The organism is Paenibacillus sp. FSL L8-0333 (assembly GCF_037965665.1).
GTDB lineage: Bacteria > Bacillota > Bacilli > Paenibacillales > Paenibacillaceae > Paenibacillus_AQ > Paenibacillus_AQ odorifer.
Map to the genome: position 1 here is coordinate 244,208 of NZ_CP150186.1, position 18,007 is coordinate 262,214.

Here is an 18,007-nt window from a genome sequence, read left to right on the forward strand (position 1 = left end):
TTATGCCAATGTAACCGCTATAATCTTGCATATACCGGAATATGTAACGAAATAAGAAGTTTTTGTTAGTGTTTGTTATCAATAACAAAGTTGAAAATGTGGAGGTGAATAGTTAGCGAGTAGGTCTGTAATTGTCTTCTATAAGGACAGATAGTTATTGGGTTCATAACAGCTGGTTGGCTATTCTTATTATCAAATCCATTTATTTTCGAAGGAGAATTAGGAATGAAAAAAGCGAAAAAGTGGCTGGGGGGTATACTTGCCTGTGCAATGATAATGTCTCCTTTCCCATCTGTAATTTCTGCAGCAGCAGCACCATCCACTGTTGGATTCGGTGATACAAAGGGTCACTGGGCACAACAAAATATTGCGAAGTGGGTAGAAAATGGCGTTTTAAACGGGTATCAGGATGGTTCTTTTCATCCCAATGAAGGAATTACAAGAGCTGAGTTTGCTACGATCTTGAATAAGGTATTCGGTTTCTATATGAAGTCAGATCAATCTTTTTCCGATGTAAAAGCAAACGATTGGTATGCAGATCAGCTTTCGTTGGCACGATATGCTGGGTATTATGAAGGCTACTCAGAGAATAAAGCACAAGCTACTGATTATATAACGCGTCAGGATGCGGTGACGATGTTGGCTCGGATATTTACTCTCCAAGCTACTGAAAGCGCTTTATCAATGAGTGAATTTAGTGATTCCGCTCAGATTCAGGCTTATGCTAAGGATGCAGTTCATGCGCTCTCAGGTTTGATTACAGGGTATGAGGATGGAACCTTTAAGCCGCTTGGAAGGATCACCCGTGCCGAAGTTATAACGTTAATTAATAAAATAGTGAAGAGTTATTACTCGCAATCTGGGAGCTTTGAAGGAGGAATAGTTTCTGGAAATGTAGTCGTTAATCAGGATGGTGTTGTGTTAAAAAATGCAACGATAAACGGAAACCTGTATCTAACCGCTGGGATCGGTAACGGCGAAGTGACCCTTGAGGGCATTAAGGTTACGGGCACCACATTTATTGCAGGTGGCGGGGTAAACTCCATTCTTATTAAGAATAGCTCATTAGGCAAAGTAAATATAAATCGTAAAGAGGGTGAGGTTCGTGTCCTCACGAGTGGTACAACCCAAATCTCTCAGCTAACGGTAGATAGTCTAGCAAGGCTGGAGTTTGGAATTGGGACGATGATCACCACGGGAATTCTAAATAGAACTGTGGGACTGATCCTAGGTGAAGGCGCATCGATTGCAAATCTAAACGTTGCTGATAAAGCGACTGGAACCACCCTTTCCGGTCAGGGCGACATTGCAAAAGCGGACGTTAAAGCAACAGGAGTAACGTTGAACGGTAAGCCCATTGCTCCTGGCACAATTGTCATTATCAAAGGCAATCAAGGTCCTGTAGCAACGGCTACCCCAGCGCCTAGCTCGGCATCGGGTTCATCAACAACGCCGGCAGGCCCGACTAATCCAACCGCGGCACCTACAGCGACAGCAACACCAACACCAACGGCAACACCAACAGCAACACCAACAGCAACACCGACACCGACCGACCCGACGGGTCCTGTGGGACGTATCGAGAATTTAGCGGATGTTGATGCAAGTAGTGAGACTAAATCACTATTCGCCTACTTACAGGATATCCGCGGCAGTGAGATCTTGTTTGGACATCAGCATGCTACTACAGAAGGACTTTCTATTACTGAAAAGGACGGAACGCAGTCTGAGGTCGAGAATGCAGTAGGCGACCTTCCGGGCCTGTTCGGCTGGGATACGCTTAGTCTTGAAGGTTTTGAGAAACCAGGCGATCTAGGCGCAACCAAGCTGGAGAATCGTGATAAATTAATCGGCGTGATGAAATCTGCTTATGAAAAAGGCGGCGTGCTTACATTAAGCTCACATATGCCGAACTTCGTCACAGGAAAGGACTTTTATGACACCAAAGGGAATGTGCTTACGCATATATTACCCGGTGGTGACAAGCATGCAGAATTTAATGCATTCCTGGATATGATTGCGGACTTTGCGAATAACTTAAAAGATGATAATGGTAAAGCTATTCCGGTCATTTTCCGTCCATTCCACGAGCAAAATGGTGGCTGGTTCTGGTGGGGTGCGCCTTACCGTACGAAGGAGCAGTATGCTGAAATTTATCGTTATACCGTTGAATATTTACGGGACAAAAAAGATGTGCATAACTTCTTGTATGCGTTCTCACCGGGAAGTCCGTTTAACGGCACAGATGCGACCTTCCTTGAGACGTATCCGGGAGATGACTATGTCGATATCCTTGGCTTCGATAATTATTATGACGGAACAACTGAGGGGTGGTTTGATTCAGTCGTGAAGGATGCTAAGCTGATCTCGAAGCTGGCGGATGATAAGGGGAAAATTGCAGCATTTACTGAGTTCGGTTATTCGGGTGTGAAGCCAACCGGCACGAAGGACCTGAAGTTCTTTACCAAGCTAATCTCTGCACTGCAGTCTGATCCGGATGCTAAACGGATGGCCTACATGCAGACTTGGGCGAATTTCAATACAGATTCTATCTTTGTCCCTTATAGAAATGCTCCAAACGGACTAGGGGATCATGAACTGCTCCCTGATTTTGTGGACTATTATAATGATCCGTATACAAGCTTCAGCCATGAGGTGGCTGTTGCGGATGCTTATTCGAAACAGGTAACTACAGAAGCCGAGCAACCTTTTTTACACATTGTCTCACCAACGGCAAACCAAACAGTGCCCACGACAAAAGCATCGACCCTTCGTGTTCGTGTGTTAAATCAAGACGTGGATAAAGTAACCTATCTGATTGGGGATGACACAACAGAGTACAGTATGGCAGCTGACACAGAAGGTTTCTATTACTTGGCAGATTGGACACCAGGTGTAGCCTTCGACGAATCAGGCGTGATGCTTACTGTTAAGTCCTATGCAAAGGATGGTTCTGTACTTTCACAAACGATCCAAATCTTTGTAAGTGACGTGCAGGGCATTGGGGACCCATTGATTGTAGATACTTTTGAGAATTACAAAGGGAATGATGAATTACTTCGTGCGGCATTAAGTCCTGCGGGCGATCTAAATACGATCTCACTTGATGCGAACCATAAAAATGATGGCAAGTATGGCCTGAGGTTCGATTATAATGTGGATGGTCAAGGTTATACAGGTCGTACCAAAAACATGAATAATGCCGACTGGTCGGACGCCAACAAATTAAAGCTCTGGATTGCACCTGATGGCAGCGACCACAAGCTTGTTATTCAGGTCAATGCAAGTGGCATCTCTTTTGAAGCTTATCCTTCACTGGCAGGTACGACACCTGGCATGGTGGAAATTCCATTCAGCCAGTTCGCTCCAGCGCCATGGGATACAGGAAATGCCGGTAAAGTAATCACTAAAGAGAACCTTAAGGACATTCGGGCAGTGTCTATCTACGTAAATAAAAAGGACACAGTAGCAAGTACGTCTGGTACGCTGTACTTTGACGATATTACAGCGTTTAATGATGGAACGGGTGGCGTCCCTAACGGGGGCGAAGGTCCTGGCAGCACGCCAGAACAGGCGAAGCTGTTGTATGGCTTCGAAAAAGATACTCAGGACTGGACAGTAGAGCAGAATAATGCCAGTGCAACCGCGGCAGTGATCTCGACTGATGAGGCTGCTGAAGGAACTCATTCGTTAAGCTCCTTGTTCTCACTCGATTCAGGTGGAGCTTTTGAGCTCAGCAAAAATGGCAGTCTGGATCTGAGCGCGGTAGATAAATTAAGCGCACAAATTAAACTGTCGAACGGAACAGCGGATGCACGTTTGTATATTAAGACGGGATCGACCTGGTCTTGGGCTGACAGTGGAGCTGTGAAAGTAGATTCGAGCGGATTTACTACGGTTTCACTCAACTTGGCAGGTATTGCTGATCTTAATAGTGTAAAAGCCATAGGTATCAAGCTCGAGGGATTCAGCGGTACGGGAACTTCTACGTTGTATCTGGATGATGTTCGGACCCTGAAGAATGGTACCGCACCTGAAGCTGTCGTCTATGGCTTCGAGGACAATACACTGCAAGGCTTCAGCATCAATGTGGATGAAAATAATAAATATAATACAGCACTGGCTCAGAATCTATCGGTGAGCAATGCTGTGTATGCTGAGGGAACTCACTCGATGCAAGCGGACTTAACATTAAATGGAGGGCAATTCCAGCTGCGTCGTATGGTGGTTACCAACTTAGCGAATGCATCAACAATTACGCTTAAAATCAAGGTTGTACCTATTGATGCAAGCGATGTTAGCGGTGTAATGGCTCAGCTGTTTACCCAAAGTGGCTCAAGCTGGGGAACATGGACTGCTTCTACGGCTGCACCAGTAGATGCCAATGGATTTACTACACTAACACTGGATATCAGCAAGGTAGCAGATCGTAATTTGACCCAAGCGATTGGCGTACAAGTCATGACCACAGCAACTGATCCTCTAGGTAGTGCTACCGTATATGTGGATGAAATCACGATTAAATAGAAAGTAGTAAAGCCGGAAGCGAACATTTCACGATGTTCACTTCCGGCTTATTTATTTAGCATCAAATTTATTCATTTTAAGGTCTACGAGAATCTGCTTGAAATTAACGAAGCTTAATAGATCCGCCATCTACCATGATAGTCTGGCCCGTAATATAATCGGAATCTTCACTCGCTAGGAATACCGCAACACGACCAATATCACTTTCCAGTTCACCCAATCTTCTCAAAGGAATTTTTGAAATCATGTTTTGGTAATACTCAGGGTTTGCTTCTGCCCATTCAATCATGCCAGGGGAATTAGCAATTGGAGCAATGATGTTTACGTTGATTCCAAATGGACCAAATTCATTAGCGGCTACCCGGGTAATTCCACGGATGGCTTCTTTTGCAGCAGCATATGTTCCTTGATTGGTATCACCGTTGAGGCCAGCACCCGATGCAAAGTTAATAATTTTACCTTGAGTTTCTTTTAAATAGGGTAGTGCTGCTTGCATGAAATAGAAGGTTGGATAGAAGCCTGTATCAAAAGATAAATCGAAATCAGCCTGTGTAGTTTCTTCGATAGATTTCATTCTGGATGCGTGGGCATTGTTTACTAAAATATCTATTTTTCCGAATTTATCAGCTACTTGTTTAACAAGGTGAGCTATTTTATCGTGTTCCTTGAGGTTCGCTTGAATAAAGATAGATTCAGGTTGATATTCTTGTAATTCTTTAATTGTTTCTTTGCCGGTTTCTTCATTGAGGTCAATAATAGCTACCTTAGCGCCTTCTTTAACAAAAGCCAGGGCCATCCCTTTACCAATACCGCCTGCTCCACCAGTAATAATAGCTACTTTTCCTGCAAGTCTGCTCATGTTGTGATCTCCTTTTTGTGAAAAAATGTAGTATTTAACTCTTATCAGAGGTAAGGTGTAATTGTTACTTCGACTATATATTACCCAAAATAGTAGCTATATTTACCATGAAGTAGAAACGGCATCATTTACCAAGATGAATATAGAGGGTGATGATGAATGTTTCAGCAGCTGATGAGGCCTATTCCGGCTCTTATGTAGATGTTGAGCGATTGAATTAAGCGGCGCACCAAGTGATGAGCAATTGATGATTCATGTGTCGCACCAAGTGATGCTGCAAGTGATGCAATAAGTGAAGTATTTATAGAGTAATTAGGGAATTTCTCCCTGAAATTCAGAGATTTCTGTTCATCAGACTTATAATTAGGGAAAACTTACCTGATTTTCGGCCGATTTAGTAACTAATTAAGAAATCCCCCTAATTATTAGGGAAGAATTCCCTGATTTCGTTCATTTAGAGCGAATACCGGTTATTTTCAGGGAGTTTTTCCCTAATTAGTTTAAACCCTACCGCAAGCCGTACGAAAATCACACCTAGCAAGTCGCCCACCGCCCACTGCCTACGCCCACCGCCCAACCCAATATCATAGAACACTACGCGTGGTGTCATATGGCACAGTAAAATCCATTACTTTTCTTTTCAATTCCATTCCATAAAAAAGAAGCTGCCCCCAAGTAGAGTTCACTACTTTTGAGACAGCCTCTTACGAATAATTATAAGGGAAACCCCATCGAGATGACCGCACCGCCATTTCTGCGGTTGCCTGCGCTGATCTGACCTCCACAACGCTCGATGATTGCGCGGGAAATAGCCAGTCCAAGTCCGGATTCTCCGTCTTTTCCTTTTACAAACCGATGGAAGAGATAGGGGAGCAGATCGTCCGAAATTCCAGGACCATCGTCACTTACGGATAACAGGGCCCGGCCCTCCTTGACCGAAACATGGATATAGATATGTTGGTTAGCGTAACGTGTGGCATTCGATACTACATTAAGAAGCGCCTGTAGCAGCTTATCCCTATCCGCACGGATCGTAAGAGAATCTTGATGATCGTGGGAGATATGGAGGGTTAATTCTTTTTTCATTAATAGAGGGTTCATTCTTTCGATGGTTTCTGTCAGTAGATCTTTTAAACAAATATCCGTAGGCTTGAATATATCTTCCTCGCTGTCCAGCTTCGCAAGTAAAGTCATTTCGGACACGAGCTTCTTCAAGCGGCTGCTTTCGCTCATGATAATATCTAGCCCTTTTACTACATTCTCACCTTCAAAAACACCATCCTTAATCCCTTCAGCATAGCCGGAAATGGACATTAAGGGGGTTTTTAATTCATGAGACGCATTCTGGAAAAATTGTTTCTGCACATGGTTGAAACGATTTAATTCATCTGCCATGTCATATACCGATTGTGCGACAGAGCCAAGTTCCCCTCCTGCCTTAATTAATTTAACATCTGAGAAGTGGCGTTCTTTGACTTTGCGGAGTTCTTGTTGCAGCCTCATTAGAGGTTGAATCAGCTTCTTGGTGATAAATAGGCCAAATAGGAACATAAATGCTCCCGCTGCACTGAAAACGATCAGCAGTCTTCTGAGCAAAGCTTGTTCAATAGCAGTGACTGTGCTCATAGGGGTTAGTAGAGTTAGCGTGCCTATAGGTGTAGCCTTCACTTCAGTAATATACCGTGTATCTGTTCCATTCCAAATGTTCTGGAGCTCAGTGGCTTGCCCTGTGACACTCTTGGCATCGTAGTTTATTGCAATTGAACTCATCTCTGATGATGTGGACAAGACTTTTCCTGTCTCATCGCTAAGAATGGCTTCGACGCCTGGAGTGCTTAGAGAAGGTATGGTCACGGGCAGAGCTTCCAGCTGAGTGCCAATCTCCCCGATGTATTTACTTTCTTCAGTCAATGTAGCTGACATCGCCGCACCAATGGTTCTTAAATCCTCTTTTTGTGTTCCGACAAAATGGTTGAGTAGTACAAAATGGATCACGACAGCAGTAATAGATAGTAGCAATACCAATGCAATACTAAAGGCTAAATTAATCTGATGTGCTAGTTTCATTCGTATGCTCACCCCCATCTGTTCTCATGCGGTATCCGTGTCCCCATACTGCCTCAATGGGCAAATGCTCCAGTTTTTTGCGCATCCGTTTAATTAGATGATCCACGGCGCGATCACTTCCAAAATAGTCGTCTCCCCACACATAGCTCAGCAGCTCATCTCTTGTAAATGCCCGGTTAGGGGCATCAGCGAATACTTTTAGCATGGTGAATTCCTTGCTGGTCAAGTCCACCTCTTCACCACACCAGAATACACGTCTTTCTTCCGGCAATAGTAGAAGCTGGTCAATTTCAAGACGGGTGGAAGTGGCCTGACTGTTCAATTTTTCGGCCTGATTACTCATTTTGTACCAGCGTTGAAGCTGACGTTTGATCCGGGCGACTAACTCACGAGGACTGAACGGCTTGACTAGATAATCGTCACTGCCAAGCTCCAATCCTAATATTTTATCCACTTCATTATCTCTTGCGGAGATCATAATGATCGGTACTTCGGCTTCGTTACGAATCCTTTTACAGAACTCATAACCATCCATGCCGGGGAGCATAACATCGAGTACCCACATATCCGGGGGGCTTGTCTGCCACAAGGTCCATGCTTCCTCAGCGCTGCCAAGGCCGATGGTGTGGTAATTTTCTTTTTGTAAATAAGCTTCAACAAGATTGCGTATATGTTCATCATCGTCGACTACGGCAATGAGGTATGGATTATTCATTTCGGGTTACCTCCAAATTATTCTCCCACAAGTATATCAATCCAGAGGTGGGTAGGGGCGGCTGCCATCGTTTTTCCACAAATTAACCAATGTTCTGCCACACCCATTTTGTAAGCTTGGTCTTGTAAGATCATTCGAATCGACGAGGAGTGTTGTATTTATGAATCAACAGATGTTATTTAAAAAGTTAGCGCTGTCCACCCTGCTAGTGTCCGCCGTTGCTGCACCGTCTGCAACGAACGCAGCAAGTGGAGCACAAGACGGAAACACGAAAACAACGGCCGCAGCCGTGGTTACTGCTGCCTCTAAAGGAACAATTGCCACTAAAGTAACCACTATTGATTGGGTAGATCCCCTGGAGTTGGCTAAGACCTACGCACCTAATACCCAAGAAGACTGGAAGAACACCTTGGATCAGTATTATAAGGTTGCTGGATTTAGTGTAACCGCACTTGCCGAGCTTGTGCCTGCGGAACTGGTGGAGGGAGTTCAATTATCAAAAGAAATACTATCCACCGAAGCTCTACCTGCGGGATATATCGAAGCTGGTCGTAACCTTGAAGTAGTACCTGTAGTCGATGATATGCAGGTAGATAGCAATATCACTACTTCAATTAAAGCTGTAGATGCGACTTCAATTGCTATTTCCATTCCAGATCTTAGCGACGCGGATAAAGCTTTTTTCAAAGCTCAAGATGATCTGAATAGTGCCGTTAAATCCAAAGATGCGACTGTGATCAAGGAAGCTTTAGCTAATCTGTTGGACCAATATAAAGAGAAGATCAAGGAGCTTGAAACAGCCAAATAACGGTGATTAGCGAGGCTTGATACAGAATAGAGATACTGAAAAGGGTAAAGATAAAAGACACCTCGCGGGGTGTCTTTTTTGTATGCATATCAATCTTCACGCTTTGCCTTTGGCCCTTACTTGCTTCCGCCAGTTCACACCGATCACCCCGGCGATGATCATCACTGTACCAGTCCAATGGTACCATTCCAGTTGCTCATTCAGCAGAAGTACACCACCGAGAATAGAGACAACTGTTGAAAGACTGCCGAAAATGCTCACGCGTGAAGCCTCCATCCGTGATAAAGCATAGTTGGAGAGGAAGGAGGTCACGAGGGAGGAGAGTACGCCGAGATAGAGCATGGAGAATATGAATTTTGGCTCTTGAAAAGGTGTGAAATACTGATCCAAGGTTCCTGCCGAACCATGCTTAATGATCGCCAGTCCATTAAAAAATATAAATCCGAACAAAGTAATCATATAGGTAAGTTCTTTGGGACTCCAGGTACGTGTCAGCTTCCGAGCCGCAACATTATAACCGGCAAGGGATAAAGCTGAGATTAGGATGAGCAAGACGCCCCAAAGACTAGAAGAAGAGATACTCAAACCTGGAATGGCAAAGATAAGAATAATGCCTGCAACTGAGATTAATGTAGAGATCTTTTGGAAGCTGCTCGTGGTTTCCTTCAAGAACATCGCCGCCAAAAGGATGGTGAAGATGGGCATTGTTGCCTGAATAATACCCGCTACAGCGGAGGTTGTATACAGAAGTCCATACGCTTGAAGGGTGAAATACAACGCTGGATACATTAAAGCCAGTGGGATGATCACTGCGGCCTTGGATATTCCAAACTTCACCCGCCCCCACCCTGGAAAAGTAAATAAAGAAGCGGCAAGGAAAGATAACGTGAAGCGATGAGCTAGCGTATCAAAAGGATCCGAGACGGTTAGGGCCATTTTTACAAATATAAAGGAAAACCCGACAATAATAGCATTCAAGACAGCTGCTGCTATCGCTTTTTGAGTAGAAGATGTATTCATTAGTAAAGACCTCCAAAGTGTTGCGCGCATTTAGGTACCGGTCCTGTTCTGCTCTTTATTCTAAGGCTAGAGTAGCTGTGCTACAATGTAATTATTATTTATCTGTACCGGTACAGAATAAGCTTGGAGGAAGGTGAAAGGGATGTATAAGTATTCGGAGTTAATCAACGAGCTGGAATTGCAAATCGCCGAGGATACGTATCGTGAGGGGGATAAATTACCGTCTATCCGGGAGTTGTCCTTACGTTATGGATGTAGTAAAAGTACGGTTATTCGCGCGTTGCAGGATCTTCAGGACAAACATTTAATCTATGCCGCCTCAAAAAGTGGTTATTATGTCATGAAACGAAGCGGACAGCGAAAAGACGAAGGTGCACATTGGATCGATTTTACGGTGTCTGCACCCGACCCGGATATTTTTCCGTATCTGGATTTCCAACATTGTATTAATAAAGCGATTGATATGTACCGCAATGACTTGTTCATCTATGGAACGCCGCAGGGGCTTCCTTCTCTTATTCGTGAAATGCAGCGCCATCTGGCTTCTTATCAGGTATTTGCTAATCCGGATCAGATTTTTATTACCTCAGGTGTGCAGCAGGCGCTTGGCGTATTGACCCGAATTCCTTTTCCGAATGGCAGGCAGCGAGTGCTGATTGAGCAGCCGGGTTACCCGTTGTTTATGGAATATCTGAAGACGTATGGCATTGAGACAGAGGGGATAAAGCGTTCGGACGCTGGGGTTGACTTGAATGAATTAGAGCGGTTATTTAAGACAGGCCAGTTCAAGTTCTTTTATACCGTCCCGCGATTTCATAATCCGCTTGGCGTCTCCTATACCCGTACCCAGAAGAAGGCGATTGCTCAGCTAGCAGCTAAATACGATGTGTACATCGTTGAGGATGACTACATGGCGGACTTGGAGCAGGATGCAAAAGAGGATCCGATCTACGCTTATGACGATGCTTCCCATGTGATCTATTTGAAAAGCTTTTCCAAAATTATTTTTCCGGGCCTGCGTGTCGGTGTCGCTGTACTGCCAGAGGTCCTGTGTGACTCTTTTAACCGATTCAAAAGACTGATGGATATAGATAGCTCTATGCTGTCTCAGGCTGCCCTGGAGTTGTATCTGAAAAGCGGAATGTTCGAGCGCCACCGAAAAAAGATGCGTTCCTGCTACGAAAAAAGATCCACGCTGCTCCATGAATCGATTATGAGAGAGTTAGATACAGCAACAGCACAGCATTATTCTTACCATCCAACCGGCCAGCTTGGCGTGCATACGTATCTGAAGCTTAGTGACAGCGTAAAGACAGAACAGATGATCAAACGTCTGCAAAAAAAGTTCATTCGCATCGAAATGGCGGACAGCGGTTATTTGCCCTCTTTTAATAAAGAGAAGATTCTAAAGCTTAATGTATCCAGTGTAAAAGAGCCGGATATTCGCTCTGGCATTGAACAGGTAATGCAAGAAATACGCTGAGAGCGCAGCGATAAATCAGTGGATAATAATGGTGGAAATGCTGGGAGCCATCTATAATAAAAGGTCAGTAATCCCTGGTTTCTCTATAAATATCCGAACACATTTTCTGGTGCAATCTTCGGCCGAGTCATGCGGACCCAGATGACGTTATTTGCTAGTTTTTAGCCTTTGGAGCAGAGTTTCGGACCCCAGCGCCGCTATTCAAGTAGAAAGTGATCATATTGAGTGGTGTTCACGCTAACAACTGCTGTGGGGTCCGATAGCACTCTAAAAGTGGGAAAAAGCCGCTTTAAGGTCAGCTGTGTCCGATATCGAATTGGCTAAGTGCAAATTACCAAGATGCTTTATCCATCTTTGCTTGGGTAGCAAGTATCAGCAACAAGCAAATTGAAAGCTGTCGTTCCTTTCGGTACAATCCATTCCAACATCGTATGATTCCATCAAAAAGGGTGATCACTTGCGTAAAGATACCAAAACCATCGGCGAGGTGGCTAAGCTGCTGGGCACAACCATTAAAACCGTTCGTTATTATGACGATATCGATCTATTGAAACCATCCAGCCACAGCGAAGGCGGGCACCGTTTATATACTCCTGAAGATATTTCCCGCCTGCGGCTGATCACAACGTTACGTTATTTGGACTTCGGCATTGACGAGATTCGCCAAGTTATCGCTGGAGAAATCCAGCTCACTACAGCACTCAACTGGCAGATTGAAGCTTTGGAGACCCAGGTCAGTACGCTGACCAATATGATTTCGATTCTGCGCCAAGCCCAAGAGCATGTCTCAACAGGTGATTCCATGGATTACATGAATGAGCTGGTGGACTCTTTGTCCATGAATGCTGATAAGCGAACCCAGTTCATCTCCAGTAAAATAGAAGAAATACAGCCGCTCGGTCAATTGCCGTCCGAATGGCGGGATACCTTTTTATATTTGTTCAATAAATATATTATGAATGAAGTCAAAGTGACAGCCGCGCAAACCGTAGCTTGGAACGAACTACAAGCACTTATGAACGATACACAGTACATGGAGGAGCTTGTCCGATTTGAGCTGCCTTTTTTCAATATGGTTAGACATCCCCGCGTTCCCGCTGCGGTTTGGATTCGAACGCTGGAGAATATCCGAATTCGGGTGGAAGCAGCCTTGCAACAAAAACTATCAGCAGACAGCGCTGTTGTACAGGCAATTGTTGAAGATTTTGTGATGATGTATGCAGGTCCAGAGCAGTTCCGCGATAAAGCCGCCTTTTTCCGCCAATATGCTCATTTGATGCAAACTGCTCCTACCGAACGGATAGAACGCTTTAATAAACTATGCTTGCTCCTCAATCCCAAATGGGATGTTATTGTGAGAGGCAACGCCTTGCTGATGGAAGGGCTAGAATGGAAGCTTGCGCAGGAGAATTCTCATTCCGCACCTTGTTGAAGTGTATACTTCGGATGGTCTCCCAGGTTGTTATTCAAATATTGCAAGGGCTGTCCTTTTAAATAATGGTCAAAAAAATCCAGCGTATACTCATTAATCAGCTCATGTGTTCCGCGCACATCTACATCTTCCATCCATTCAAACAAGGGGGTAAGCAGATATAGATCTGAGAAGCTCATGTGCTTGCTGTGTTTGAAGGTCAGCCAATAGTTCCCGCCTGCAGTTACTGGCTCATACCGGGCGAATAGCTCATTATAGTAGGCTGTAATCTCTTTCCTATCCGTCCGTAGTGCGGCGATTTCAGCATCGCTGGTTTGGTCTACTCCTTTTAAGGTGTCATCGGCACTCATGAGCAGAAAAGGTTTCTTCAAGCCGTCTGCAGGAATCCGCTTTTCACCGTAAAGCACCCCATCCATATCAATGCCTGCTTGAATTCTTTGATCCTCTATCAGCATCTGCACCGTTGTGGCTCCCCCAAAGGAATGACCGAACATGCCCATATGTTCAAGATCAATCCGGCCTGTAAACAGACCACTAGGATCGTCCGCAGATAAGGCCTCCATTTGATCCAGCACATACTTAGCATCTTCTACCCAGACTTCATTACGCCGATCCATAAAAGAATACTTCATTTGCTCATAGCCTGTTTTTCCTTCTGAATCAAACTTCACCACAGACTTGTCTGGAAATACCGAAGCTACGCTGCTATAAGCATGTTCAATCCCTACGACAATATAGCCGTGGCTTACCAATTGCTCGACTTGAAAGGTGTTCTGATTCTTGTAGCCCATAAATCCATGCGAGAAAAGAAGCACCGGATATTTAGTTTCCGTATCTGCCAAACCGGCATTCGCAATAGCGTGGGTGTTGGCCAGTTTTAATCCTGAGAATAAAAACTCCGGCAATTGTAAAAATTCATGCAGCCCTTCTATATACGGAGTAGGATCAGATAAATATGGCGCCGGGCTCCCTGTAGCCTCTGAACTTGCTGGATACCAGATTTGCACCATTAATTCGCGGGAGTCACCGGATGTTTCTGTGAACTTTTCTTCCCGTGCAGAATCGGTCCAATGGTAGGTGACGGTTCCTATCTTGTAAGGACCTGTGGGCTCCGCAAAAGAAAATACAGGGAACAGGAGGGGTAGAGCAATGGAAACGGCAGCATAAACCGCCCCAACTCCAGTCAGCACTAGTGTTTTCCAACGCCGTTGCGGTTTTCTTGCTGCCTTTGCTGCGGATCGGAAGAAAAGTCTTGTTCCGCCCACGATTGCCCACAGTGTGATCAGATACACTGGAATCATCGGCCACCGCAACCCTTCCACGAATGCATGGATAAGCAGTAAAGCAGTAGAAATCCCGCCGCCGATCAGCCACCCGCGCTGTGTTTTGGGCCGTCCTAAGGTTAGCCAACCCAACAACAATACATTAAATAAGACAAGTGTGATTTCAAGTAATCTCATAATCTATAATCCTCCTTGGTTTTCTTTTCTGGCTGCTGTACTGAATCCAAGTATAAAACCTCCTGTTAGGGGAGAATCAATGCTCGCTGTGACTTCACTATATTTAGAGGATTATTTAAGATTTATAACAAGAAAAAAAAGAGACCGGGTTCGGTCTCTTTTAGTTATTTCTCGATAGGAGGTATGAATTAATTCGCAAAAAAGTTCGGCAGGAACTCTTTATTAGCTTCCAGCATTTCGTCCAGCATCCGAATCGCTACGTCCACGGACGGAACAAGCGGGTGATGTGCGAGCGCCTGAAGGGCAAGGGCGCGATCTCCGGTTACAGCGGCGTCAATCGCCAGCTGTTCATAGGTTTTGACAGCATGAATGAGTCCTTTAGCCATGGTTGGAATTTTGGTCAGTGGCAGAGGTAGCGGGCCGTTTTTGGTGACCACGCAGTTCACTTCAATGCTGGCGTCATCTGGCAGGAAGTCCAATATGCCGCGGTTGGCGACATTTAGGGTCTGAATGTCGTTTGATCCGTTATGGAGCGATCTCATGAGGTTAACAGCTGCTTCTGAGTAAAAAGCACCGCCGCGCTGTTCCAGCTGCTTCGGCTTCTCGCTTAGCTCTAGATTGCCATAAAGCTCGAAGAGCTCTTCTTCTACACGTTTGACGACTTCAGCACGGTTAATGCCTTGTTTATGGGATTCCATCTGCTCTTCGAGCATGGCATCGGTCATATAGAAATATTTTAAATAGTATGAGGGCAGTGCATGAAGGGATTGCAGGAATTCCGGGTTCCATTCTCTTGCCGGTACGTTCTTAGCGCTGTAGCTGGTTGTATCTGCAAGCATATCATCCAGCTTGTCTTCACCTTCAACATCGATACGAGTAATCCAGTGCAAGTGGTTGAGGCCCACAAATTCGGCATATACGCGGTCTGCTGCTACATTATATTTGGCAGAGACTTGCTTGATCAGGCCGATAGGTGCGTTGCACAGGCCAATACTTTTAACCTTAGAATATTTCAGAACGGCTTCGGTGACCATCCCAGCAGGGTTAGTGAAATTGAGCAGCCATGCGTTGGGAGCCAGTTCCTCGATATCACGGCATACATCCAGAATAACAGGGATGGTGCGCAGTGCTTTCATCATTCCCCCAGGACCTGTTGTTTCTTGGCCAATAACGCCATATTTGAGCGGAATCGACTCATCACGGGCACGGGCATCAAGCATGCCGACACGCATCTGGGTGCTGACGAAGTCGGCGCCTTCGATAGCTTTACGGCGGTCTGTTGTCAGATGAACCTCAATCGGAAGGCCGGATTTCTCCACCATACGTTTTGCCAAGTTACCTACAATATTCAGCTTGCGAAGACCAGGCTCAATATCTACAAGCCATAATTCGCGCACGGGAAGTTCTTTATAGTGAAGAATGAATCCCTCTACTAATTCTGGGGTATACGAAGAACCTCCACCGATAACTGCAATCTTTAATCCTTGGTTAGCTGCCAAGATTAATCACTCCTGTCTTGTAGTTTGTTTGATCGATTCATAATCCTGAAATTTCCGCATTTTGTCATATACTTCACTACTAAGGACCAATCCATCTTGATCCATAGCTGACCATACTGCACCGACTACAGGCTCTGTGGCAAGGGTAACCACGGTTGCCTGAGGGGCTGCAGCATGTACAGCTTTCTCGATAGGCTGGCGAATCCAACCGCGATCCCCTCGGGTTAGCAGACTTCCTGCCAGCACCACATCGAAGGTCTCCTGCTCCATGCCTAGCTTGTGAATGATAGCTGCCGCAGACTTACCTAGTTCAACCCCTTGCCGATGTAAAATCTCCAACGCTACGGCATCGCCTTCAGCTGCTGCTTCAAAGAGCAGGCGAGCAACATTTACAGGGACTTTTTTCCAATGATCGAGGAAATCGTGAAACATATGCCCAACTTCCTCATAACCTAGCATTTTTAGCAGTAAGCCTGTTAAGAGGGTGGGCTGTTCCCGGCCGTCCCAAGCTCGGATAACGGAACGAAACACCTCAATATTGAGTGCGCCACCTCCGCCAAAATCACCGTACATATAGTCAAAGCCGCCGCATTGATAATGCTCTCCCTGCAGGTTTCTGCCTGCTGAATTGGTGCCGGTGCCGCAGATGAGCGCGACACCATATGGGCGATTCGTTCCGGCGCGTAGACCGATCATAGTGTCACAGTTAATGGTGTATTTGGTGAATCCTATCTGGCGTATCATCGGATGGAGAATAGCGTAGTCGGCCTCGCGATCAGCACCGGCAAGTCCGAGATAGGTATGCTGGATGTCTTCCAACCGGAGTCCGGCTTCAGCCAGTGCCCCGAATGTGGCCTCTTGAATACTGTTGGCGGCCTCAAGGGCGCCTGTCTGGTGGTTGCCGTTACCGCTCTTGCCTTTACCAAGAACATTGCCATGTTCATCGCTTAGCAGAGCATAGGTTTTCGTGCCTCCCCCATCGATCCCCAAGTAGTAAGTCAATGGTCGTCACTCCTAGTGTATAAAATTTAATCTACTCAGCTCCGGTAGACTCACGTACGATAAGTTCCGGATCAATCCGCATCCCGGCTCCGCGTTTCATCTTTCCAGAGATGCGTTTGAGCAGCATATCCGCGGCTGCCAGCCCGATTTTATCCGCAGGCTGACGTATTGTTGTCAGATGTGGATGGAGCTGTGAAGCAATATAATGATCGTCATAGCCGACCACTGCCACCTCTTCGGGTACCTGAATACCCGCTTCCATCAGGGCATTGATGACTCCTAGCGCGATATTGTCATCCCCGGCGAATACGGCGGTGGGCAGCTTTCCTTCCTTCAGCCAACGTTTGCAGGTATCGTATCCCATACCAATATCGAAATCACCTGGTACGATCTCAAAGGGGGTCAGCCCTTGTTCCTGAAGCGCCTGTAGGAATCCACTGCGCCGCTCCCGCGTACTCCGGAACATTTCCTGACCGCAGAGATGAGCGATTGAAGTATGTCCCAGCTCCAGCAGATGACGCGTAGCTGCATATCCCCCCTTGAAGTTGTCGATCGTGATGGAGTAGGTATCATTTTCGGGCTTCTGATTATCTATCAGCACATAAGGGATACCCCGCCGTTTTAACTCCACAATATAATTGTCCTCTTCCATTGGAGAGAGCAGAATTAAACCGTCTACACGATCCTCCTGAATTAAATAATGGCTGTCATCCGATTCGATGCCTGTTGAGATAGATATGGCTAAAAAATAACCATGCATCGCTAATATTTCATTCAGCTCTTTGACCACTGCGTCAAAAAAGGAATCTTGCAGGGTAGTGACAATAATGCCGATAATTCCCGTCTTACCGCTTGCCAGACTGCGTGCCGCAGCATTAGGGCGGTAATCCAGCTCTTTAATTGCCTCCAGTACCTTTTGGCGATTATTCTCACGCACCGATTCGGCCCCATTTAACACCCGGGATACGGTTACAACGGATAATCCGGATTTTTTGGCTACATCAAAAATACTCACTTTCATCTTTAATTCTCCTCACGGCAGATTTTCCGATCCTGTTTTCTACTTTCAGTATACAGGGTTGGCAGACTGTCCGCTAAACGTATGATTTCACGCAGGTATACCGTCCCTAAAGGG

The 18,007-nt window shown here is 45.6% G+C and carries 12 protein-coding genes; 4 read left to right on the top strand and 8 right to left on the bottom strand.

Features of this window, described 5'->3' with window-relative positions:
- Positions 1–225: 225 nt before the first annotated feature.
- The gene (locus tag NYE72_RS01155) at positions 226–4,527 is read left to right on the top strand and encodes a glycosyl hydrolase (RefSeq protein WP_339211123.1); all 4,302 of its coding nucleotides are present in this window, start codon (positions 226–228) and stop codon (positions 4,525–4,527) included.
- A 103-nt stretch (positions 4,528–4,630) separates the two neighbouring features.
- On the opposite strand, the gene NYE72_RS01160 is transcribed toward NYE72_RS01155, so the two are convergent.
- The 3 genes from NYE72_RS01160 to NYE72_RS01170 form a co-directional block, all read right to left on the bottom strand.
- A complete protein-coding gene (locus tag NYE72_RS01160; protein WP_038568170.1) occupies positions 4,631–5,386 on the bottom strand; it encodes an SDR family oxidoreductase in 756 nt (251 codons plus the stop codon).
- Between the two features lie 714 nt (positions 5,387–6,100).
- On the bottom strand, positions 6,101–7,453 hold the full coding sequence (locus NYE72_RS01165; protein WP_076101111.1) for a HAMP domain-containing sensor histidine kinase: 1,353 nt from the start codon (positions 7,451–7,453) through the stop codon (positions 6,101–6,103).
- A complete protein-coding gene (locus NYE72_RS01170; RefSeq protein WP_036687211.1) occupies positions 7,431–8,168 on the bottom strand; it encodes a response regulator transcription factor in 738 nt (245 codons plus the stop codon). The genes NYE72_RS01165 and NYE72_RS01170 overlap by 23 nt, the downstream gene beginning before the upstream one ends.
- 160 nt (positions 8,169–8,328) lie before the next feature.
- Here NYE72_RS01170 and NYE72_RS01175 point away from each other — a divergent pair, with 160 nt between their 5' ends.
- A complete protein-coding gene (locus tag NYE72_RS01175) occupies positions 8,329–8,976 on the top strand; it encodes a hypothetical protein (RefSeq protein WP_038568178.1) in 648 nt (215 codons plus the stop codon).
- Between the two features lie 96 nt (positions 8,977–9,072).
- Here the strand turns inward: NYE72_RS01175 and NYE72_RS01180 are convergent, their stop codons facing one another.
- Entirely contained in the window at positions 9,073–9,996 is a 924-nt protein-coding gene (locus NYE72_RS01180) for a DMT family transporter (RefSeq protein WP_076101113.1), read from the bottom strand.
- Between the two features lie 142 nt (positions 9,997–10,138).
- On the opposite strand from NYE72_RS01180, the gene NYE72_RS01185 reads away from it, so the two are divergent.
- Entirely contained in the window at positions 10,139–11,479 is a 1,341-nt protein-coding gene (locus NYE72_RS01185) for a PLP-dependent aminotransferase family protein (RefSeq protein WP_076101115.1), read from the top strand.
- A gap of 457 nt (positions 11,480–11,936) precedes the next feature.
- On the top strand, positions 11,937–12,911 hold the full coding sequence (locus NYE72_RS01190) for a MerR family transcriptional regulator (RefSeq protein ID WP_256717933.1): 975 nt from the start codon (positions 11,937–11,939) through the stop codon (positions 12,909–12,911).
- Here the strand turns inward: NYE72_RS01190 and NYE72_RS01195 are convergent.
- From NYE72_RS01195 to NYE72_RS01210, 4 genes are all read right to left on the bottom strand, one after another.
- A complete protein-coding gene (locus NYE72_RS01195) occupies positions 12,893–14,371 on the bottom strand; it encodes an acetylhydrolase (protein WP_076101118.1) in 1,479 nt (492 codons plus the stop codon). The two genes, NYE72_RS01190 and NYE72_RS01195, sit on opposite strands and share 19 nt — an antisense overlap.
- A 188-nt stretch (positions 14,372–14,559) precedes the next feature.
- Positions 14,560–15,870 carry a 6-phospho-beta-glucosidase gene (locus NYE72_RS01200; RefSeq protein ID WP_076101120.1) on the bottom strand — a complete coding sequence of 437 codons (1,311 nt, stop codon included), beginning with the start codon at positions 15,868–15,870 and terminating at the stop codon, positions 14,560–14,562.
- A gap of 6 nt (positions 15,871–15,876) precedes the next feature.
- Positions 15,877–16,872: a BadF/BadG/BcrA/BcrD ATPase family protein gene (locus NYE72_RS01205; protein ID WP_076101122.1), complete on the bottom strand. Its 996-nt coding sequence runs from the start codon at positions 16,870–16,872 to the stop codon at positions 15,877–15,879.
- A 31-nt stretch (positions 16,873–16,903) separates the two neighbouring features.
- The gene (locus NYE72_RS01210; protein ID WP_076101123.1) at positions 16,904–17,893 is read right to left on the bottom strand and encodes a LacI family DNA-binding transcriptional regulator; all 990 of its coding nucleotides are present in this window, start codon (positions 17,891–17,893) and stop codon (positions 16,904–16,906) included.
- Between the last annotated feature and the right edge of the window lie 114 nt (positions 17,894–18,007).